Source organism: Mesorhizobium sp. WSM4935 (assembly GCF_029625735.1).
Classification (GTDB): domain Bacteria; phylum Pseudomonadota; class Alphaproteobacteria; order Rhizobiales; family Rhizobiaceae; genus Mesorhizobium.
In genome coordinates this window covers 62371-82738 of the sequence record NZ_JARTVR010000019.1, presented here as the reverse complement: position 1 = coordinate 82738, position 20368 = coordinate 62371, and the positions used below count along the sequence as shown (strand labels likewise).

Annotated in this window: 22 protein-coding genes and 1 pseudogene; 9 read left to right on the top strand and 14 right to left on the bottom strand. The window is 60.7% G+C overall.

Annotated features, from left to right (window positions below; translation table 11 throughout):
- The 5 genes and pseudogenes from P9273_RS29045 to P9273_RS29025 all read right to left on the bottom strand — a co-directional run.
- Positions 1 to 141: pseudogene (locus tag P9273_RS29045) on the bottom strand (S-(hydroxymethyl)glutathione dehydrogenase); the annotation flags it as partial.
- 54 nt (positions 142 to 195) lie between these two features.
- On the bottom strand, positions 196 to 846 hold the full coding sequence (locus tag P9273_RS29040; protein ID WP_278051905.1) for a glutathione S-transferase family protein: 651 nt from the start codon (positions 844 to 846) through the stop codon (positions 196 to 198).
- A 9-nt stretch (positions 847 to 855) separates the two neighbouring features.
- Positions 856 to 2622, bottom strand: a complete 1767-nt coding sequence (locus P9273_RS29035) for a Rieske 2Fe-2S domain-containing protein (RefSeq protein ID WP_278051904.1) — start codon at positions 2620 to 2622, stop codon at positions 856 to 858.
- A 23-nt stretch (positions 2623 to 2645) separates the two neighbouring features.
- On the bottom strand, positions 2646 to 3536 hold the full coding sequence (locus P9273_RS29030) for an aromatic ring-hydroxylating oxygenase subunit alpha (protein ID WP_278051903.1): 891 nt from the start codon (positions 3534 to 3536) through the stop codon (positions 2646 to 2648).
- A 34-nt stretch (positions 3537 to 3570) separates the two neighbouring features.
- Positions 3571 to 4428, bottom strand: coding sequence for an aromatic ring-hydroxylating oxygenase subunit alpha (locus P9273_RS29025; RefSeq protein ID WP_278051902.1), 858 nt, complete (start codon positions 4426 to 4428; stop codon positions 3571 to 3573).
- Positions 4429 to 4678: 250 nt separating this feature from the next.
- On the opposite strand from P9273_RS29025, the gene P9273_RS29020 reads away from it, so the two are divergent.
- From P9273_RS29020 to P9273_RS29000, 5 genes are all read left to right on the top strand, one after another.
- Positions 4679 to 5515 (top strand): GntR family transcriptional regulator, encoded by an 837-nt coding sequence (locus P9273_RS29020; protein WP_040999645.1) that lies wholly within the window; start codon positions 4679 to 4681, stop codon positions 5513 to 5515.
- Entirely contained in the window at positions 5512 to 6606 is a 1095-nt protein-coding gene (locus tag P9273_RS29015; protein WP_040999537.1) for a BMP family ABC transporter substrate-binding protein, read from the top strand. The genes P9273_RS29020 and P9273_RS29015 overlap by 4 nt, the downstream gene beginning before the upstream one ends.
- 93 nt (positions 6607 to 6699) lie before the next feature.
- Positions 6700 to 8241 (top strand): ABC transporter ATP-binding protein, encoded by a 1542-nt coding sequence (locus P9273_RS29010; RefSeq protein ID WP_040999540.1) that lies wholly within the window; start codon positions 6700 to 6702, stop codon positions 8239 to 8241.
- Positions 8225 to 9319, top strand: a complete 1095-nt coding sequence (locus tag P9273_RS29005) for an ABC transporter permease (protein WP_278051900.1) — start codon at positions 8225 to 8227, stop codon at positions 9317 to 9319. Before P9273_RS29010 ends, P9273_RS29005 begins: the two co-directional genes overlap by 17 nt.
- Positions 9320 to 9332: 13 nt before the next feature.
- A complete protein-coding gene (locus tag P9273_RS29000) occupies positions 9333 to 10253 on the top strand; it encodes an ABC transporter permease (protein ID WP_278051899.1) in 921 nt (306 codons plus the stop codon).
- Positions 10254 to 11096: 843 nt separating this feature from the next.
- Here P9273_RS29000 and P9273_RS28995 read toward each other — a convergent pair.
- The 3 genes from P9273_RS28995 to P9273_RS28985 form a co-directional block, all read right to left on the bottom strand.
- Complete coding sequence (locus tag P9273_RS28995) at positions 11097 to 11765, bottom strand: outer membrane protein (RefSeq protein WP_278051906.1); 669 nt, start codon at positions 11763 to 11765, stop codon at positions 11097 to 11099.
- A gap of 256 nt (positions 11766 to 12021) precedes the next feature.
- Positions 12022 to 12255 carry a DUF6894 family protein gene (locus P9273_RS28990; protein ID WP_278051898.1) on the bottom strand — a complete coding sequence of 78 codons (234 nt, stop codon included), beginning with the start codon at positions 12253 to 12255 and terminating at the stop codon, positions 12022 to 12024.
- A gap of 1268 nt (positions 12256 to 13523) precedes the next feature.
- Positions 13524 to 13739 (bottom strand): hypothetical protein, encoded by a 216-nt coding sequence (locus tag P9273_RS28985; protein ID WP_278051897.1) that lies wholly within the window; start codon positions 13737 to 13739, stop codon positions 13524 to 13526.
- Positions 13740 to 13955: 216 nt separating this feature from the next.
- Here P9273_RS28985 and P9273_RS28980 point away from each other — a divergent pair, with 216 nt between their 5' ends.
- Together P9273_RS28980 and P9273_RS28975 are read left to right on the top strand one after the other, a co-directional pair.
- Positions 13956 to 14381: a DUF6894 family protein gene (locus P9273_RS28980; protein WP_442920268.1), complete on the top strand. Its 426-nt coding sequence runs from the start codon at positions 13956 to 13958 to the stop codon at positions 14379 to 14381.
- A gap of 405 nt (positions 14382 to 14786) precedes the next feature.
- On the top strand, positions 14787 to 15098 hold the full coding sequence (locus tag P9273_RS28975) for a hypothetical protein (RefSeq protein ID WP_040999555.1): 312 nt from the start codon (positions 14787 to 14789) through the stop codon (positions 15096 to 15098).
- A gap of 6 nt (positions 15099 to 15104) precedes the next feature.
- Here the strand turns inward: P9273_RS28975 and P9273_RS28970 are convergent, their stop codons facing one another.
- From P9273_RS28970 to P9273_RS28960, 3 genes are read right to left on the bottom strand one after another with little or no spacing between them, the layout of a single operon-like run.
- On the bottom strand, positions 15105 to 15263 hold the full coding sequence (locus tag P9273_RS28970) for a hypothetical protein (RefSeq protein WP_278051894.1): 159 nt from the start codon (positions 15261 to 15263) through the stop codon (positions 15105 to 15107).
- 27 nt (positions 15264 to 15290) lie between these two features.
- The gene (locus tag P9273_RS28965; RefSeq protein ID WP_278051886.1) at positions 15291 to 15680 is read right to left on the bottom strand and encodes a response regulator; all 390 of its coding nucleotides are present in this window, start codon (positions 15678 to 15680) and stop codon (positions 15291 to 15293) included.
- A 32-nt stretch (positions 15681 to 15712) separates the two neighbouring features.
- The gene (locus P9273_RS28960) at positions 15713 to 15889 is read right to left on the bottom strand and encodes a hypothetical protein (protein ID WP_278051885.1); all 177 of its coding nucleotides are present in this window, start codon (positions 15887 to 15889) and stop codon (positions 15713 to 15715) included.
- Positions 15890 to 16648: 759 nt separating this feature from the next.
- Between P9273_RS28960 and P9273_RS28955 the strand changes: the two genes are divergently transcribed.
- Entirely contained in the window at positions 16649 to 16846 is a 198-nt protein-coding gene (locus tag P9273_RS28955; RefSeq protein WP_278051884.1) for a hypothetical protein, read from the top strand.
- A 143-nt stretch (positions 16847 to 16989) separates the two neighbouring features.
- Here the strand turns inward: P9273_RS28955 and P9273_RS28950 are convergent, their stop codons facing one another.
- A complete protein-coding gene (locus tag P9273_RS28950) occupies positions 16990 to 17199 on the bottom strand; it encodes a hypothetical protein (RefSeq protein WP_278051883.1) in 210 nt (69 codons plus the stop codon).
- 181 nt (positions 17200 to 17380) lie between these two features.
- Here P9273_RS28950 and P9273_RS28945 point away from each other — a divergent pair, with 181 nt between their 5' ends.
- Positions 17381 to 19141, top strand: a complete 1761-nt coding sequence (locus P9273_RS28945) for a PAS domain S-box protein (protein WP_278051882.1) — start codon at positions 17381 to 17383, stop codon at positions 19139 to 19141.
- A 250-nt stretch (positions 19142 to 19391) separates the two neighbouring features.
- On the opposite strand, the gene P9273_RS28940 is transcribed toward P9273_RS28945, so the two are convergent.
- Together P9273_RS28940 and P9273_RS28935 are read right to left on the bottom strand one after the other, a co-directional pair.
- A complete protein-coding gene (locus tag P9273_RS28940) occupies positions 19392 to 19700 on the bottom strand; it encodes a DUF6894 family protein (RefSeq protein ID WP_278051880.1) in 309 nt (102 codons plus the stop codon).
- A gap of 424 nt (positions 19701 to 20124) precedes the next feature.
- A complete protein-coding gene (locus tag P9273_RS28935) occupies positions 20125 to 20334 on the bottom strand; it encodes a hypothetical protein (RefSeq protein WP_278051878.1) in 210 nt (69 codons plus the stop codon).
- Positions 20335 to 20368: the final 34 nt, after the last annotated feature.

Genomic DNA, 20368 nt, shown 5'->3' with positions numbered 1-20368 from the left:
GAGCGTGAACTCGTCGGTGTGGCAGATGCCGGTCGCCTTGACCTCGACCAGCACCTCGCCCTCGCGGGGACCTTCGAAGCCGACCTCCATGATCTCCAGCGGCTTTCCGGCGGCAACGGCTACGGCGGCACGCGTTTTCATTTTTCCTCTCCCGATTTGATTGGCCGCGACGAGCGCCCGGCCCATGACCGAAACTTATGCCGCGGCCCTGGCGGGCCCGGCCGGAAACACGCCCGACATGACGATGAAGCCCTTGATGCGCTTCACGCGATCGCACCAGCGGCGGATCGCCGGATAATCTTGGCGCGAAATACCGCCTTCCTCCGACAGCGTGATGTAGGGGAAGCAGGCAATGTCGGCGATCGTCGGATGCGGGGCCGAGCAGATCCACTGGCGGCCCTCCTGCTCGGCGAACCATAGATGTTCGTCGAGGATGCGGAACAGCCGATGCGCGCCGGCGCGCGCGGCCTCGATGTCGAAATCATAAAACAGCGCATCGTGCAGTCGGGCGGTCGAGGCGGTTCCGGTGATACCGTCGGCAAACGCCAGCCATTGGCTGATCTCGCCGAGAAGCGCCGGGTTCTCCCGCGGATACCACGTGCCGGACGGGTCGTATTTCGATGCGAGATAGACCAGGATCGCCTGGGCGTCGCGCAGGATCAGCCCGTCGTCGTCGATCACTGGCAGCTGCCCCAGCGGATTGAGCTTCAAGAACCATTCCGATTTGTGCTCGCGTCCGGGGTAGAAGTCGACCGGCACGGTCTTGTGGCCGATGCCGAGAAAGCTCATCAGCAGCCGCAATTTGTAGCAATTGCCGGACAGCTCGTAGTCGTAAAGGGTGATCATGGGCGTCTCCTAGATGTCGAGCACAAGGCGTGCCGATCTGGCGCGCGAGACGCAGGTCATGATCTTCGTCCCGGCCTTGCGCTCGGCATCGTTGAGATAGACGTCCTGATGGTCGGGCTCGCCTTCGATTACCGTCGCCACGCAGGTGCCACAGGCGCCTTGCTCGCAGGACGACGGCACGTCGATGCCGCTTTCGCGCATCACCTGAAGGATTGTCTTGCCCGCCGGTACCCGCAGCGTGACGCAGGAGCGCGCCAGCGCCACCTCGAAGCTCGAACTGTCGTCGATCTTGTTGGTGTTCTTGAAATATTCGAAATGCACGGCGCTGTCCGGCCAGCCCTGCTCGGCGGCAATCCTGCGCGATGCCTCCAGCATCGGACCGGGGCCGCAGATGTAGAGGTGCATGCCGTTCCTGTAGTCGGCCAACACGCGGCGAAGTTCGGCGCCGGTGGCGTCCGGCGACAGTCCGAGATGCGGCTTCAGCGCATCGCCGAGCTCAGCCAGCCGATCGGCAAAGGCGAGATGCTGCTCACTTTGCGCGAAATAATGCAGCTCGTGCGTCAGATCCTGGTTCTTCAGCGCCCGCGCCATTGCAAGCAGCGGCGTGATGCCGATGCCGCCAGCGACGAAGATCGTCTTGATGGCATCGCGGCGCAGCGGGAAATTGTTGCGCGGCTCCGAGATCGCCAGCACGTCGCCTTCGCGCACGGTCTCATGCATGCATTTGGAGCCGCCCTTCGAGTCCGGCTCCAGCTTGACGCCGATGGTGAAGCTGGCGGTCTCGCCGGGGCCATTGGTGATGGAATACTGACGGATTTCGCCATTGGGCATGTGGACGTCGATATGCGCACCGGGCTGGAAAGTCGGCAGGATGCCCTTGATCGGCCGAAGCTCGAAACCTGCAACGCCCTCGGCCGCTTGCCACTTACGGGCGACGGTGACTCGCAGCGCCGCCTTGCGGCCATGCGCGGTCACCTCGGGCATTTCGGCAAGCTCGGCCGAGACCCTTTCATAGACCGGCTCGATCGGCGCTGGCGCCGGTTTGTCGGCGACTTCGCGTTCGACTTCGTCGCGCAGCTTTGAAAGCCTTTCATTGTGGTGGCGCAGGACGGCGATGCGCTCCTCGCCTTCTTCATCCTGGTCGAGCACGCCACGGATGACCGAACGGTTGGAATCGACCGGCTGGACGAAGAAGACCCCAAGTGTCTCGGCGGCGCCGTCGCGCGAGCGCAGCGCCACGGCAAAATCCTGGGCGCCTTCAAGGGCGACTTCGGCGCCGTCGCGGTCGAACGCGCCAATGGGCTGGAAGTGATAGGCCTTCAGCCTCTCGACGACCTTGTCGGCCGGCGCGTTGAGCGGGATGCCGCGCAGGGGAAGCAGCTTGCCCTCGGCAAGGCCGGCGACATCCGGCACTTCGCCCAGCGCCTCCTCCGAAGACCAGATCAGGCCATAGCGCTCGACCGCCGGATAGGTGCGGTTGGTGATGGTGCGGGCCGGCGCGTCGGCCGGATGCGCGGGAATATAGGTGCAGCCCGCGGTGCGGTTCGAATAGCGCCAGCCATGATACTGGCACTTCAGCTCGCGGCCGTCATTGATGCCGATCGACAGCCTCACACCCCGATGCAGGCAGCGGTTTTCCCAGATGTTGACGTAGCCGTCATCGGCCCGCCAGACGGCGAACTCGCGGCCGAGCAACTGGCCATGGAACACATGGCGGAACGGTAGATCATGGGCAGCGGCGATCGGATGCCACTGGCTTCTGGCTGCTTCCAGCATTGGTCGTCTCCAAAAATGTCCGGTCAAGCCGCGGCCGGAATGACCCCGTAGGTCACGCCCTTCTGGCTGAGCCAGCGCCGGTAGGCGATCGCCGATTTGTCGGCGCGGATGGGGGTCTCGGCGCGCGGATCGAGCGGCAGACGCTTCGGCACCTGGTTCTCCAGGATCGGCTTGTCCTGACCGAAGATCGTCTGCTGAAAGCGCTTGATCACCTTGTCCTCGCTGTTCTCGTCCAGCACGCAAAGCAGCATATGCGCGCGCACATGCTCTTGGTCGACCGGCTGCAGGAAGATGGCGATCACGTCGCGCCGGCTCTCGTCGACCGGGCTCGATTTATAGAGCACCGAGCAATAGGGATGGGGCACGCGGTAGACATAGTCGACATCCGCGCCGCCCTCCGACGCGGTCGATGCCATCGGCTGGAAGAAGCGGCAGCGCGTGGCGAGAATCTCGTCGCGGTCGACCGAGATCTCGACATCATATTCCTTAACCTCGGTGTGCGGCTCGGCGCCGAGGATGTCGGTATGCACGTAAGGGAAATGGCCCATGTCGAGAAAATTCTCGATGGCGCGTGGCGCCGAGACATTCACGCCGAAGGTAGCGGCATTGAGCCGGCGGCGGTCGGGCTCAGCATATTCCGGGATCGGGAAGAGCTCGGCCGGCGGCGAGCCCAATGAGGTCCAGACATAACCATAGGCGCTTTTTGCCGGCAGCCTGTCGGCGGCTGCAACCTCGTCGGCGCGGCGCAGGTCCGGCCGCGAGCGCCAGACGACCGGCTCGCCATCCACGCCAACAGCGAAACTAAGGCGCTCCTCGAGCAGCACGGTCCGCTGGACGGCGCCGGGGGCGATCTCGGCGATCGCGCCCACCGGATGCCAGAGATTGAGGACCACGGGATCCGTGCATTTGGTCATAACATCGTTCCTTTGCATGCCGCGGACATCGTGATCAGGCCCGCGCCGGTATGGCGCCGTAGGTGACGGCGCGGTCGCGCAGCCAGCGCCGGTAGGAGACCGAAACGGCATCGGCGCGGATCGGCGTTTCGGCACGCGGATCGAGCGGCAGGCGCTTGGGTACCTGGTTTTCAAGAATCGGTTTGTCCTGCGCGAAGATCAATTGCATGAAGCTGCGCACCGTCGAAGGCTCCATGCCCTCCTTCAGGTAGCAGAGGTAGGGATGCGCGATGCAGTTCTCTTCATCGACGGGCTGCACGAACAGCGTGATGACGTCGAGCCGATGCTTCTGGATCGGATTGCTCTTGTACAGCGCCACCGTGTAGGGCCGCATCACCTTGTAGATATAGTCAACGACGAAGCCTTCCTTGGCCGTGGGCGAGGCGATCGGCTGGTAGAACTTGCACTCCGTCGCCAGCACCTCGTCTTCGGCGGTGATCTCGACGTTGTAGGGCGCCACCTCGGTGTGCGGCTCCTCACCCAGCCAGCCGGTGTGGACGAAAGGGAAGTGGCCCATATCGAGGAAATTCTCTACGGCGCGCAAACCGGAAACCTTGACCGCGATAGACCCGCCGCTGACGAGATGACGGTCCGCTTCGTTTGCCTCGGGAATAAAGACGATATCGCGCCAGGGTTTGTCGAGACAGGTCCAGATGAAGCCGTAGCGCTCTGCCGATTTCAGCGCGGCGCCTGTATCGCTGCGAATGACCTCGAAGCGCCCCGAGCGCTCGCGGACGACAAGATCGACGCCAAGCAGGCATGTCGGAAACGGCTTATCCCGGGAGAGCGATTCGCGGTCGGCGACGATGTGCCAGTCGTTCAGAAGCTCGCGGTCGACGCAGTGGGTAGCCATAGGCATCCCTTCGAACTCGGCTAGCCCTTCACCATGAACCTAGCCCGGCGTTTGACAAGACCAAAACACAAGATTGGATATCAATCAATGACTTTTTGTCGTCCAAAACTCATTTTTGTGTTGACAGGTTTTGAGTATTGACTTCCGATGCATGAAATTTCTGAATCTGGGATATGCGCGTCCTGACCGCGCATGTCTTCGCTATGGAAAGCTTGCTGATCATGTCCTCGAACCCGCGGAGAGCCGCGCCTTGAGCAGCCGTTCCCAGACGATAGCGGATATTCTGACGCGCGCCATCATCGACCATCGGCTGGTCCCCGGCTGCAAGCTCGGCGAGCGCGAGTTATCCGAGATTTTCGACGTCAGCCGCATCGTCGTGCGTCAGGCGCTGATACGGCTCGCCGATGACGGGCTGGCGCAGATCGAACGCAATCGCGGCGCCTTCGTCGCAAAGCCCAGTATGCAAGAGGCGATGGAGATCTATGACGCGCTGACGCTCGTCGAACAGGGCGTCGCCGCGCAGCTCAGCGATCGGCTCGGCCCTGCCGGATGGGCGGAGTTGCGCCAGCATGTCGAGCGCCAGCGTCAGGCCGTCGCCTCAGGCAATGACGCGCTGGCCGACGTGCTAGGCCAGGAGTTCCACACCGTCTTCGTGCGCTTGAGCCGCAACAAGGTTATGCAGGAAATCCATGCGCAGCTCGTGCGCCGCACTACGCTGCTGCGCTCGTTGATCACCGCCGACTTCGACTATTGCAATTTGCTCGACGACCATTCGCGCGTCGTCGACCTCCTGGAAAAGGGCCGGCTGAAACAGGCCATGGACCTCATCGACACGCATCACCGCACGGTAGTGCGCGGCTACATCATGGACCGCGAGGTGTTTCCGGAGATGACGCCGGCCGAGGCGCTCGCGCCCTATCTCGACGGCAAGGCTGACGGCGCGACGCCGATTGCGCCGCGAAAGCCGGCAAAATCGTCCGGGAATGGCGACGGTACGGCGCATGCGCATGTCCATCTCCCCAAGCAAGATCCGGCACCGAAAAGCCGGGCATCGGCCAAAAAAACCAACAGAGGGTTACCAGCATGAACGACCTGACAAGACGCGGATTCCTGAAATACAGCGGCGCGCTCGGCGCGGCATTGGGCACCGGCGGCCTGAGCACCATCGCCAGGGCCGACGACGTGCTCAAGATCGGCGTCGTCTATGTCTCGCCGATCGCCGAGATCGGCTGGACCAAGCAGCACAGTCTCGGCGTCGAGGCGATCAAGTCCGAGTTCGGCGACAAGGCGAAGCTCACCGTCATCGACAACATCTTCATGCCGCAGGACGCCGAGCGCATCTTCCGCGAGCTCGCCAGCGCCGGCAATCAGTTGATCTTCGGCACCAGCTTCTCGCATGGCACGCCGATGCAGAAGGTCGCCCCGCGCTTCCCCAAGATTGCGTTCGAGCACTGCTCGGGCATCGTCCATCTCGCCAATCTCGGCACTTTCGAGGCCAAGTACTACGAGGGCACTTTCGTCGCCGGCGCGGCGGGAGGCTACATGTCGAAGTCGGGCAAGATCGGCTTCATCGGCGGCTTCCCGATCCCTGACATCGTCGGCCCTGCCAACGCGCTGCTACTCGGCGCGCAGAGCGTTAATCCGAACGCCACCTGCAACGCCATCTTCCTCAATTCCTGGTTCGATCCGGGCAAGGAGAAGGAGGCGGCCAAGACGCTGCTTTCGCAAGGCTGCGACGTCATCTGCTCGATGACCGATACGGCGACCGGCGTGCAGGTCGCCGGCGAAGGCGGGGCGTGGTCGATCGGCTATGCCAGCGACATGTCGAAATTTGCCTCCGGCAAGCAGCTGACCTCTTTCGTGCTCGACTGGACGAGCGACTATGTCGGCGCTGCCAAGGCCGTCGCTGCCGGCACCTGGAAGCCTGAAGTGCGCTGGGGCGGGCTGGCCGCGGGGGTGGTCAAGATGGCCCCCTATAATGAAGGGATTCCGGCCGACGCCAAGGCCAAGCTGAAGCAGCTCGAAGCCGATATCGGCAGCGGCAAGGTGCATCCCTATGGCGGCGAGCTGAAGGACCAGGACGGCAACGTCAAGGTCGCGGCCGGATCGGTGCTCTCCGACGACGGCATTCGCGGCATGAACTGGTTCGTAAAGGGAATGATCGGCAAGCTGAGCTGATCAACTGCGAAGGACCGAGGAGACGCCGAGGCCATCTTCGGCATCTCCCCGCCGGTTCCCGTCCAACCTCGCTGCAAGCCCGGCAGGACCGCCATGCATCCGCGACTTGAATTGCGCAACATCTCCAAGCGCTATCCTGGCGTCCTCGCCAATGACGACGTCTCACTGGCGATTCAGCCCGGCGAGATCCATGCCGTTCTTGGCGAAAACGGCGCTGGCAAATCGACCCTGATGAAGATCATCTACGGCGCGGCGCAAGCCGATTCCGGTGAGATCTATTGCGACGGCAATCTGATCACCGCGCACAATCCGGCAATGTCGCGCGCGCTCGGCATCGAAATGGTCTACCAGCATTTTGCACTGTTCGAGTCGGTCTCGGTCGTCGAGAACATCGCGCTCTCGGCAAGCAGCGCTTTTAATCTGCCTTCGCTCGCCGAAAAGATCCGCGAACTTTCGCTGCGCTACGGCATGCCCATCGATCCGTATCGCCAGGTGCATGATCTTTCGGTCGGGGAACGGCAACGCGTCGAAATCGTGCGCTGCCTCTTGCAGGCGCCAAAGCTCCTGATCCTCGACGAGCCGACCTCGGTGCTGACGCCGCAAGCCGTGGCCAAGCTCTTCGACACCCTTCGCCAGCTGGCCGCCGAAGGCTGCTCGATCGTCTATATCAGCCACAAGCTCGATGAGGTGCAGGAGCTCTGCGACACCGCCACGGTGCTGCGCAACGGCAAGGTCACAGGGATAGCGCGCCCCAAGGAGACGACGTCGCTCGAGCTCGCCCGCATGATGGTCGGCTCCAAGCTGCCCGAAATGCATGTCAGCCCGGCGGCGCCGAGCGAAAAGCCTGTGCTCGAAGTCAGGAAACTGTCGGCCAAGGCAAGGGATCATTTTGGCGTCGATCTGAGCGATGTCTCGTTCAACGTCCATGGCGGCGAGATCGTCGGCCTTGCGGGCGTCTCGGGCAACGGCCAGGCCGAGCTCATTGCCCTGCTCAGCGGCGAGCGCCGGCATGCGCAAGCTGACGCGATCAAAATCGATGGAATATCCGCCGCAACGCTGCGCCCCGACGAGCGCCGCCAGCTCGGCCTCGCCTTCGTTCCGGAAGAGCGGCTCGGGCGAGGCGCGGTGCCGTCGCACACGCTGTGGGAAAACGCGGTGCTGACGGCCCATCGCTTCGGCACGGTCCGCAAAGGCCTCGTCGACCGCCGGAGAGCCGCCGCCTTCGCCGCCAACATCATCGACCGGTTCAAGGTCAAGGCCAACGGCCCGGGTGCCACGGCGCAGAGCTTGTCCGGCGGCAATCTGCAAAAATTCATCGTCGGGCGCGAGATTGCGCTGGCGCCGAAGCTGCTTCTGGTCTCGCAGCCGACCTGGGGCGTCGATGTCGGGGCGAGCGCCTTCATCCGCCAGACTATCATCGACCTCAGCCGCGCCGGCACGGCGGTGTTCATCGTTTCTGAAGAGCTCGACGAGTTGTTCGAGATCTGCGACCGGCTGCTGGTGATCTGCCAAGGCCGCGTGTCGCCGCCGTTGGTCCGCACGAGCACGGACCGCGAGGAGATCGGGCTTTTGATGACCGGCCGAACGATGGGCAAGGACCAGATGGGGAGCAGCAGCGTTGCACTACAGGATTGAACAGCGGCCGGAGCCTTCGGCCGTGATGCGCATTGCGGCGCCAGTGGTGGCTTGCGTGTTGACGCTGATCTTCGGCTCGCTTTTCTTCGCCTCGCTCGGCCATGATCCACTGCCGACGCTCTATGCCTTCTTCGTCGAGCCGCTGAGCTCGCTGAACGGCCTTTCGGAATGGTTGCTGAAAGCCTCGCCGCTGATCCTCATCGCCTGCGGGCTGGCGGTCGGTTTCCGCGCCAATGTCTGGAATATCGGCGCCGAGGGCCAGTTCACCATGGGCGCGATTGCCGCCAGCGGCGTCGGCCTGTTCTGGCCGAACCCGGAGAGCGCGCTGCTGCTGCCGCTGATGCTCCTGGCCGGGATGGCCGCCGGCATGGCCTGGGCGGCGATCCCCGCCTTCTTGCGCTCGCGCATGAACACCAACGAGATCCTGGTCACGCTGATGATGACCTATATCGCGACGTTGTTCCTGTCCTATCTGGTGCATGGACCATGGCGCGATCCGGCTGGCTTCAACTATCCGCAGACGGCGTTGCTGCCGGCGGCGGCGATGTTCCAATCTTTCGATCCTGCCTACCGGCTCAACCCGTCGATCTTCATCACCGCCGTCGCCGTGCTGCTGATGTGGCTGTTCACGGACCGCAGCTTTCTCGGTTACAAGATGTCGGTGAGCGGCGCGGCGCCCCTGGCCGCCCGCTATGCCGGTTTTCGCGAGTCCGCCGCGGTCTGGATCGGACTGCTCGCCGGCGGGGCCGCGGCCGGTATCGCCGGCATGGCGGAAGCGGCCGGGCCGCTTGGCCAGCTCTCGCCGCAGATCTCGCCCGGCTACGGGTTTGCCGCCATCATCGTCGCGTTCATCGGACGGCTGAACGCCTTCGGCATCGTGCTTGGCGGGCTGTTGATGTCGCTGCTTTTCCTTGGCGGCGAAGGCGTGCAGATGACGCTCGCTCTGCCCTCGGCGCTGACGCGCATCTTCCAGGGTATCCTGCTGTTCTTCCTGCTCGCCGCCGACTTCTTCATTTTCTATCGCATCCGCCTGGTGCGGCCGGCCAAGGATGCGCATGCGCTCGAGACGGCACGGTAGCGGGAGACTATCGATGGACCTGTTCATCGCCATCTTCACGGGCACCATCGTCGCCGCCACGCCGCTGATCTTCGCAGCGCTCGGCGAGCTCGTGGTCGAGAAATCGGGCGTCCTCAATCTCGGCATCGAGGGCATGATGCTGATGGGGGCCGCACTTGCCTTCTGGGCGGTCACAGCCGGCTATTCGATGCCGGTCGCGATCCTTGCCGGGGCGCTCGCGGGTGCCGCCGCCTCGCTTCTGTTCGGCGTCCTGGCGCTGACCTTCCTCACCAACCAGTATGCCGCCGGCCTGGCGCTGGCGATTTTCGGGTCCGGCGTGTCGGCAATCATCGGTCGTAGCTTCGGCAGCGATCCGATCGAAGCGCTGCACGGCGTCAACATTCCCGTCCTCTCCGACCTGCCGGTGCTCGGGCCGCTGCTCTTCCGCTTCGATCCGCTGGTCTACCTGGCCCTCTTGATGTTCGCGGCGATCAGCTGGTTCCTTTACCGCACCAAGGCGGGCCTCATCCTGCGCACGATCGGGGAATCGCCGCAGACCTCGCATGCCATCGGTTATCCGGTGATCCGGATCCGCTATATTGCGGTGCTCTTCGGCGGCCTGATGGCCGGCCTTGCCGGCGCCTATTTGTCGGTCGCCTACACGCCGCTCTGGGTCGAGAACATGACCGCGGGCAAGGGCTGGATCGCGTTGGCGCTGGTGGTGTTCGCCACCTGGCGGCCGCTGCGCGTCCTTCTCGGCGCCTGGCTGTTCGGCGGCATGACAATCCTGCAGTTGCAAGGGCAGGCGCTGGGGCTGCAGGTACCCTCGGAGCTGTTGTCCACGCTGCCATATCTGGCGACGATCGTCGTGCTGGTGCTGATCTCACGCGACCGGCAGATGCTTGCCTTGCACTTTCCTGCGTCGCTGGCAAAACCGTTCCGGCCCGCGACTTAGGGCAATCACTGCAAAGTCGTTGCGACTGATCCGCGCGACCAGTCCATTTCGCAAGTTGCCGGTGAAGTGGCGGGTTTTGTTACACAGCTGCCAAAATCAAAAGCCGGGCCAGCCAGCGAAGTTGGGCGATCGGCGACTTCACACGTCAGCATTCTCAAGACAGCCCGCCGTCAACTTCTCACGCGAGAGGGCAAGCTTCTCCTTCGAGCACACTTTCGCTACTGACAAGCGAAATGGAAGCTGTGCTGCATAAGATCAGTGAGCCCGTTGATCTGTGCATGCCAATCTCCCGTTCTTTCAGAGAACATCAGCAATCGCTCACATTGCCCACAACCTGTCGTCGGGCGCAACCTTCTGACGCCAGGTACGTTAGAACCCGGCTAACTGCTGGGGAGAGCACGCAATGGACAGAATCGGAAACCGCGGCAATGGTTTTGAGGCGTTCATGGCCTTCATGATTGGCCTTGCTGTGATCGGCGCCAGCATATCGATCTACTTCACCGGAACGAATTAATTTGGCAGCCCCTTGCCTTTGGGAACCAGCCGGCCCCTGGCGTCGGTGCTGGTGAGGCTGCACATCCGGATCAACGAACCGCCCCCCCGGGATGGCATTCAATGACACTGAGCAAAGCGCCGTTGCAGACCCACGTCCCTTCTGAATAGGCGCGAGCGTCCAAGCCAGATTCCCTGCGCTGCCTGCCTCGGTTGCCTGAAGAGTCTTGTTCCAACTGGCGTACTGGACTCACTCGCCGTGTTCGTGTGACGCAGGATTCCGCACGCCGAGCGCGCCCAAAGAAAAAGCCCGTCGCGGTTTGCGACAGGCTCTTATAGGACTTTGGAGGATTAGAATTTGTAGGCGATGCCGAGGCGAACCTCGTTGGTCTTCAGATCAACATCGGCATTGACCGGATCTCCAAAGGACTTTGAGCCGAAGTCGGTATAGCGATATTCGCCTCGCAGCAGCAGATTGTCGGTCATGGCATAATCCAAGCCGACGCCTATCGTCCATCCTGTGAATGTTTTTCCGAACGAACTTCCGCCGGGGGCATTACTGCTAATGTCGACATCGCCAAAGGCAACGCCACCGGCAATGTAAGAAAGAACGCGATCAACGGCATATCCTAGACGAAGTCTTGCTGCCCCGCTCCAATTGAGTTCTTCGGTTGCGTCGAACCCCGATGGGACACCAGGTGCGGTGAATATTTCGCCGCTGCCATCAACATTCGCATATACGACGTCCAGTTCCGCACCAATGACGATGTTGTTGGACATTTGATAGTTATAACCGCCGTAGAGACCTCCAAGGAACCCGTCAGGATCTGTGTCGACAAAGCCAGGCCCGCTGATCTGGTTTATATTGCCACTACCCCAAGCATAGCCTGCCTGTAGGCCGACATACCCACCTGTCCAGCTAAAGACCGGCGCGGGTTCTGCAACGATGGCATCGGCAGCAAAGGCCGAAGACGCCAGCAGAGACAACGACAAAGCAAGAAGCAGCTTCTTCATAGGGATCTCCCATAACCTACCCTGTGGTAGCAGAGAGCGCTGACATGTGCAGTTGTATATCTGCCACAGTAGCCGAGATTCAGGTTGCGGTCAGCGTAACTTAGCGCTTCCTTCGAAAGTTCTGGTCGGTTGACCACAACGTTGCAATATCCCTAATATTAGGGACAACTTGACGAACTTGCCGACGCAACGAATAGCGAAGGACAGCATCAAGGAATCCGTCTACTTCACCGGAATGTAAGGCCAGAAGGCCAGTTTGCCGCTATGCAAATGGCTGAGAGATGCTGAGGGTAGCGGAATAGACCGGCCTGCCTTCCTCATCGTGCACGGATACGCTCAAGGTCTCGTCCAAGTCGCTTGATGCCATTTCGTCGATCGCGATGTCATGCAGTGCCCGTAAGGCTTCCCGACGCATATCGTCGACGTTCGCCTGCTCGACCCAGGCTTCGCCCAGCAGGTGGTTGTTTCTGACGACCTGGAACCGGTAAGTGGGCATGCGCCACTCTGAGACAAAAGAGTCGCGCCTGCATTCAAATTTGAGAGCCGGCTTATGGACGAGGCGTCCGGCCCTTACGCTGTTCTGGCGTCCTGGCGATGTCGTGAACTGGAGGTTCCAGTCGTCGGGGCCGGCGGCGCGACACTAGTGACAATCGATCACCTTCACCAGATCCCAATGCAGCCGTGGTCTGGCCCGAGCCGCTTCGCCAGTTCGGCAACGTCGAGCAGCGCAGTCCGCCTGCATGTGAGGCAATAGACCGATAGGCCTGTGCCGGCTGTCAGCTTCTTGCCAGCGTGTCTTCGACGAAAGGGTACTTGTTCGACATTGGCGATCCTCTGAGGGGTCGCCGCACCATTGGAATGTATTCCTCTGTGGCGACCGATCGGCAAGAGTGCGGGCAACAAAAAACCCGCTGCGGGAAAGACCACAGCGGGTTCGCCGGGTAGTGCTTTGTCAGGTCGCCGAGCCGTTGACGATCGAGACGACAACCACGGCTGTAACCGCGGATAGGCGATCGCGCTTTACCAGGGTCGGCTTTTCATAAGTGCGCTTCATGGCAGGATCCCCCTCGATGAAGTTAGGCCCGCCGATTTTCGACCATCGACCATGAGCCGGTCATTTAAAAAAGATGGATCATCGCTAAATTAGCTTTGACGACTGCCGAAGCCCACGCTGACGGCCCGGCATTGAAAGAGCCCGCCTGCCATGGGTGGTGCCAGACGGGCTCTTCATCGGGATAACCCACCCCGACGCGGCGCGCGGATAGAAAGCCAGCCAACCCGCGCGCCGTCTGTTCGATCAACTTAGCTGCGCGTCCGATGTTCCATTAGCAGTCGCTTCTCCCCGCCCGGCGAAAACCGGTGGAATGTAACCAACCGTGATATTGATGCAGCCTCGCTAATATACCCTCCGCTTCAGCCGACTCCCCAAACCCCGAGTCGGCTAGGCCCGGCGGTTCAATCCAACGCAAACCCCAACGCGGAACTGTCGGGCCGCTACTGGCCAGGCCTCCAGCTTAGCTCTTTCGATTTTTCTCGTGGCGCGCCCTGAACCGGCGTATCGCTTCCGAAATGCAAATGCCATACCGTCGCTCGACCAACTTCCGTTGCTCATCGGTTAGATCGATGCGCTCCAAAGTTCGCACATCGTAGCTGATCAGACGGTGAAGCTCGCGGTCGCTCAGTTCCACAGCCTTCGGCATTGAGCGCTCTCGGCCATAGTGGCGTGGGGGGTACTGCGTTGCGCGTTGCCGCCGCGCGGCTTGTTCAGCCAAACCGGCGTTGGTTCTCTTGCGACCAAGCCTCCACGGTATCCATAAGATCGAACTCATCTACCATGCCGCTCTGAAAGAGATAGAGCAGCTTCCTGGCGACGTTCTGCGCACCGTCGGAGTCCAATTGATGCCCCTCTTGGTTGCACATGTGGTGCAGCACGCGAGTGAGCATTTCGAGGTCGGATGGTTCCATGATTTGGGTGTGCATCTCAGCGCCTCAGCGGTTGGGCGAGAGTGATATTCGCTCCCAGCGTCCGTGCGCCATGACAAAACCGGACGACCTATGAACCTTAAGCCCTACAGAAGCGCTCGGCATTCACATTTGACGCAGGTGCGCAAGCAGCCTTTTACAGCACCCAGGAACATTCATTTCGGTGGAAAGTTGAGCTGAAAGGCCCGGGAAAATATCTCAGAGTGTCGACGTATGCCGTTGTTCTTTTTCGATATTCACGATGGGAACGAGTTGACGAGAGACGATTCTGGCGTGGAATGTTCGTCCTTGGCCGAGGTTGGCGACAAGGCGATTGACGTGTTGCCCGACATCGCCCGCGAGGAATTGCCCAATGGCCCCAGGCGGACGTTCCTGGTCAAGGTGCGCGACGACGCCGGGCGGTACGTCTTTAGAGCATCCCTCACGCTCGACTCAGCATGGATTGTCGAAAATGTGAGGGGTGAGCATCAGCCCGGCGAGGACCGCTGGGACGCTGCGCTCTCTCGCACCAAAGCCCAAGTTGGTGCGCTACGCCGGGAGTTTGCAGAAGACGGCTTCACGTCCGATATGGATGATCTCGACAGCCTATTTTCGGTTGCTGAGGCGGAGGTCGAACGGCTTCGTCGCCAGACCAAATAGAACGCGAAGCCCGGCTCGCAGATCGCGGGTGACACAGGATTATGCGAGCCGGGCCTAGCCGCCGATACCCATTCCAGGGGGAAGTGGTCTCAAAAATCGACGGTACGGCAAAAGTCTCCGATAACCTCTCGTACTGCAAGAGGACTGAGGTCCCATTACGCAACCTGCGATGGTCTATTGTGACTGTCGAGAAAGAGCCCGCCTGCGATGGGTGCCAGACGGGCTCTAATCGGGCCTCCCTGCGGATTCGCATTTCCAGTGTGGGCCTAGTTGCGATGAACCCACCCGACGCGGCGCACGGAAGCAGCCCAGCCCATGCACCGCCTGTTCGGTCAACTTCACCCCGCGTCCGATCTTCCATTAGTGGTTGCTTGACTAGTGCGCGAGCCGCGACAGACTCCATGTATGGTGAAGGGCAGCATCAAAGTCGGTGATACGGTTGCGATCACTGCAACAATCCGCAAGCGTGTGACTGAGGATAGGATAAGCGTGCTGATCCCGTCATATAACCAGCCGCATTCGATCGTGGACAGTTCGCCGAGCATCAGCAGTGGACAGACGATCGAGCTAACCGGCGAAGTCCTGCGCGTCGACGACGATACGGTGACAGTGGGCGGCAAGGATCTCGGAATTACGGTCAAACTGTCTGCGGTGAGGCTCGTCACGAGCTATGTGCCTCCGAAGCGGAAGTATCCGCCGGTCGACAAAACGACCTGAAATCTCCTAGGAGTAATAGCCGCAAACATCCAGTTCAGGCTTGCCGTTGTCCTGGTTGATCGCGAACGTCTTCGCCACAATACCGGAGAAGACCTGGCGATAGTGCCTCGCCAGAAGAGCGGACATAGTCATGCCTTCCAACTTGACGGTGACAGTTTCTGTCATAGTGCGAGTCCAGTTGCGCGCTTGCAGCTAAGCGTTGCCGCCGGGCTGCTGATCGTTGAGGAGGCTGGCCAACGCGGTCGTGATTTGCGGCATGAAGAACGGTTTCGAGATCATGAGGCTGTTGGGGACGCCTTCGGAAGGCCAATGCTCAGCGCTGTCGCCGCTGATGTAGACTATCGGCAGAGCAGGCTTCTTGGCCCGGATTTCGCGAGCCAACTCCCAACCGGATTTCCCGGGGCCTAGACGAATGTCGGTAACCAGAGCTTTGAACGTGTCGGGCTCTGCGCCGAATGCAGTCAAGGCACTTTCGGAACTGGTCATCCCCGTCACGGCGAAGCCAGCTTCCTCCAGTGCCGCTTCGATATCCATAAGGATCAGGGGTTCGTCTTCAACGACAAGAATCGAGCCGCCGTCCATAATTCCCATCCCCTCATTTGGCCTAATACGCTTCAGACGCCGCTTCGGTTCCACGTAATCGTTTTTTCGCCCCCTTCAGGCGAGCAGTGCGAGGCGAAGAGATCGGTCGGGGCGGGTGCCGCCGATTTCTGCATCTTGATGGTGATGTCGACGAGCTGGCCGACGCCGTCGCGACCGAGAAAGGTGTGTTCGTCCTTGACCGACTGCACGACGTAGAAGCCGAAAACGCCGCCGCCGGCGATAAAGGCGGCTGCCGAGCGTTTGGCCGAAAGACCGCCCGGCGCTGGAGACGCCCGCGGTGAAAGTCTGTGCCCCTTCTGGCAAGGCCGGCGCGATGCTTACATCACAAAGGATGGCCTCCGTGAATTCCGGACGAGGTGATCACGGGCGTCCGCGATCTGAAAGGCAGCGTTTCGACCCTGCATGAGCGAATGGTTCGCTTCATCGATGGGACAAGATGACCAGGCGACGATCATCTGCAGATTCGTAAGACGCGCCGTCAGGTCCGGCTGGCGGCTTTTTAACATTCTGTTACGCGCCAAGCCGGGGGCGAAACCTTCTTTGAACGACTCCATTCCTTAGTCGAAGTGAAGGAGTTGCTTCATGAGTGAAAATAAAGACAATGGGCCGGGCCTAGCTGAAGTGCTAATCTCTCGCCTCGTCAGGGAGATCGAAATCTCCGAAAAGCAGACTCGAGAGTTGATCGAACTGATCGGCACAGATTGGGCGCACTGCTTCGCAAGGCCCGCTTCCTAAAGGACGGGCTTTAGGAGCCCGAGCTGGGTGGGCCATTTTTGTCACATATCGTCCCAAATTCGCGGTCTACATCATTTGTTAAAGCAATCTCTCGTCGAGGTCCTGCAGCAATAACCCGCTTCTGCGGCAGAGCTCGCAGGAAGGCTCGGCCCGTGAAATCCTGTGTCACCATGATATACGAGCCGGGCCACCACAATTCCGGGAGGTTCTTGATGAGTAGCTGTCCGATCGACATTCTTGAACCCGACGACATGATCATGCTTGAGCGCGTTCTCAATAGGTTGCTGCCGGAGGGTGATGCTTCAGAAAAGGAATGGCTGGCCAGCGTCTTGGTTGCAGCGTTTCAGGCCGGGACACGTGACGAAGCTTCTCTGCTCATCAAGATGAGAGATATGACCAAACCAGCCTGAAGAGATCGGGCCGTCTCCTTGGAACATGCAGGGCAATCCGGTGTTCGGTAGGTGCGACGCAATCCCTCCCAAGCCCCAAAATGCGTCGAGTCGGATGGCATCCCGACATGAGCCCGCATCATTTCCCCTCGGTGCGGGCTCTTCTATTGCCGCCCGTGCAATTCCACCGTCAGCGCTTCGAGGGCTTTGACGTCCTCTGCATAGGACGCCGACTGTGCGGGATACCGCTCCATCTGCTGGCGATAAAATCGGATCCAGTTCAGCAAATCGTCGATCGGGAACGTTCCCCGCCAGACGCCCTTCTCGAGCGTGAATGTACCTGTTGCCGAATCGTAAGTCGCTATCGTCTTCATGGGGGCGTTATAGGTGGATGGTCTTGAAACAAAGCTCCATCGCGGGCGACAAGATGGCACGCAAGCGGACACAGGGACCGTAGCCGCAACCTGCGGCAGGGAACCGAAATCCCTCAGGGCACGTTGTAGCGAGTTTAAGTCGAGGTGCCGGATGTAGGAACTACCGCGGGGGGACGTGCTCATGCTGCAAGAGGCGAAAACGCCCGACAAGACGGATATCAGCACCGTCGACTACAGGGACTTTTTCGAAAACGGCGCCGTTCCACTCCATCTGGTGAGTTCCGACGGCATCATCCTGCATGCGAACCAGGCCGAGCTCGATCTCCTGGGGTATCAGGCAGAAGACTATATCGGCCGCCGCATCGCTGAATTCCACTCCGACCAGGAGGCGATCGAGGAGATTCTGGCGCGCCTTAGCCGGGGCGAGAAGATTTCGAGGTATCCGGCGCGGCTAAGGGCGCGTGATGGCTCGACCAAACATGTCGAAATCACGTCGAGCGGCAATTTTCAGGAGGGCAAGCTGGTCCATACCAGGTGCTTCACCGTCGATGTCAGCCATCTCGAGCGGACCCGCGCGCAACTGAGGCGGCAGGACAGCACTTATCGCCAGATCCTCGAGGCCCTGCCGGTCGCAATCTACACGACCGACAAAGAGGGGACGATCACCTACTACAATCGGGTCGCCGCGGAGTTGGCAGGCCGGGAGCCCGAGATTGGCAAGGACAAGTGGTGCGTAACGTTCAAACTCTTTACCCCGGATGGCAAGCCACTCCCGCATGATGAATGCCCGATGGCCGTTGCGCTCAAGGAGAACCGGCCTATCCGCGACCAGCAGGCCATAGCTCAACGGCCGGACGGGTCGTCCTTCCCGTTCTTGCCTTATCCCACTCCTATTCAGGACGAGGAAGGCAATCTGATCGGCGCCGTCAACATGCTGCTCGATCTGACTGACCGGCATCGCGCGGAAGAGACCAGGAGCCATTTGTCCGCGATCGTGGAATCCTCCTACGACGCCATCGTCAGCAAGGATTTGAACTCGATCATCAAGAGCTGGAATAACGCAGCCGAAAGGCTGTTCGGCTACACCGCCGAGGAAGCGATCGGACGCTCGGTGACGATGCTCATCCCCGATGACCATCTGGACGAAGAACCACACATCATTGAACGCATCCGCCGAGGCGAACGGGTCGAAACATTCGAGACGATCCGAAAGCGCAAGGACGGCAGCCTGGTTCCGGTGTCGCTAACTATATCGCCGGTGCGAAACGCAATCGGGCATACCATTGGTGCATCGAAAATAGCCCGTGACATCACGTCTGCAAAAGAAAGCGAACACCGAATCCGGATGTTGATGCGGGAGGTCAATCACCGAGTTAAGAACCAGTTTGCGGTTATCCTCTCGATGATTAGGGAAACCAACAAACGCGCCGAAACTCCCGCCGCGTTCGAGCGACAGGTCCGTGAACGGATCATGGCCCTGGCACGTTCTCACGATCTCCTGGTGACGGGTGATTGGAAAGGTGTGAGCGTTTTCGAACTGCTTCTGTCTCAGGTCAAGCCGTTCGGCAACGAGGAACGGATAAACATGTCCGGACCGTCTGTTAATCTCAACCCGATCGCGGTCCAGTATCTCGGTATTGCCTTCCACGAACTAGCGACCAACTCAGCGAAGTATGGCGTGCTCTCCGGAAACAAGGGGGCCGTCTCGGCCAGTTGGGAGGTGGCCGGCTCCGGGCCGTCGCGAACCTTTCGCCTCACCTGGGCTGAAACAGACGGGCCGGAGGTTCAGACCGTCGGCCAAGGCGGCTTTGGAAGCGTGGTGTTGAAGCGCGTCGCGCCCGAGGCGGTGGGCGGTACGAGTAATCTCGAATATGGCCCGCATGGAATTGTCTGGACGCTGGAAGCGCCATTCGCCGGCGTGGAAGCCACCAATGCTGCCTAACAGCAAGCGCTAGTTTGACCTCGCGGACTCTGGGTTGATCGGCGAGGCATGTCTGCCAGCGCCAGCGGGCTTTACTCTAATCCCACCAAGTTGTTTCATGGACCGGGACCTATGAGTTTCCGGCTAAGACGTTCGTCGACCGCAGTCATACGACTGACGGGCGAGGCATTCGGACAGGCGCAACAACCCCAGGCACTCCGTTGTTTCCACATCGGCCTGCTGCGCACGTCGCCATTTTGCGCACCTTAGGCTACTCCAGCACCTGCCCGTCGGCTTCGGTCGACGGGTTTTTTGTTTTGCGCTGCCGCGGAATGTAAAAGGCCTCGCCTGATGGCACCTTTGCGGCGAATTGGAGAGTGAACAGAAGCCGATCCTGGTCATCTGTCACGTTCATGATCCAGGGCGTCATGTGCTCCCAGAACGTCTCTTTGCTGTCGTTTATAATCTCGCCTGCAGCTCGCACGGCTTCTCGTCGCGCGGCATCCAGATCCGGGAGATCGACGCCCTCATTGTCGGGGTTGAATGTGCCGTTGTCGATGTGGAAATAGTAGATGGGCATGCTGCTCTGGCCTTGTTGAACAGCATACAAACTCCTTGCGAACGACTTTGTTGCTCGCCACCGCGGCTGCTTGACAACCGGTGGTAGCACAGGCAGTTTTACTGCGTTTGAGGATCATCTAGGGGGTGTTTTTATGAAGAAAACCTACGAGAAGCCTGTCCTTGTCCGCAAGGCAAAGCTGTCGGCTATTGTCGCGGGGCCATCGGCGCCGCCACTGGGTCCGCCGCCGTCATCTACTTAAGCTTACCCGGACTGAGTATGAAGGCCCGCTGGCTCCGGCCGACGGGCTTTTTTGTTGGAACAAGTCCGCAAGGAGCAGGTTCGGTCGCCGCGGCGCATGTCCCTCCCGAGCACCCCAGCGTCGCGTCGGGTCTTGGCGTTCCCGACAGGAGGAGCCCGCATCGTCCCCTCGGTGCGGGTTCTTCTATTGCCGCCCATTTAACTGCGCCGCCAGCGCATCGAGGGCTTTTACATCCTCCGCATAGGACCCCGCCTGAGCGGGATACCGCTCCATCTGCTGGCGATAGAAGCGGATCCAATTCGGCAAATCGGCGATCGGGAACGTTCCCCGCCAGACGCCTTTCTCGAGCGTGAATGTACCCGTTGCCGAATCGTAAGTCGCTATCGTCTTCATGGGGGCGTTATAGGTGGGTGGTCTTGAAACAAAA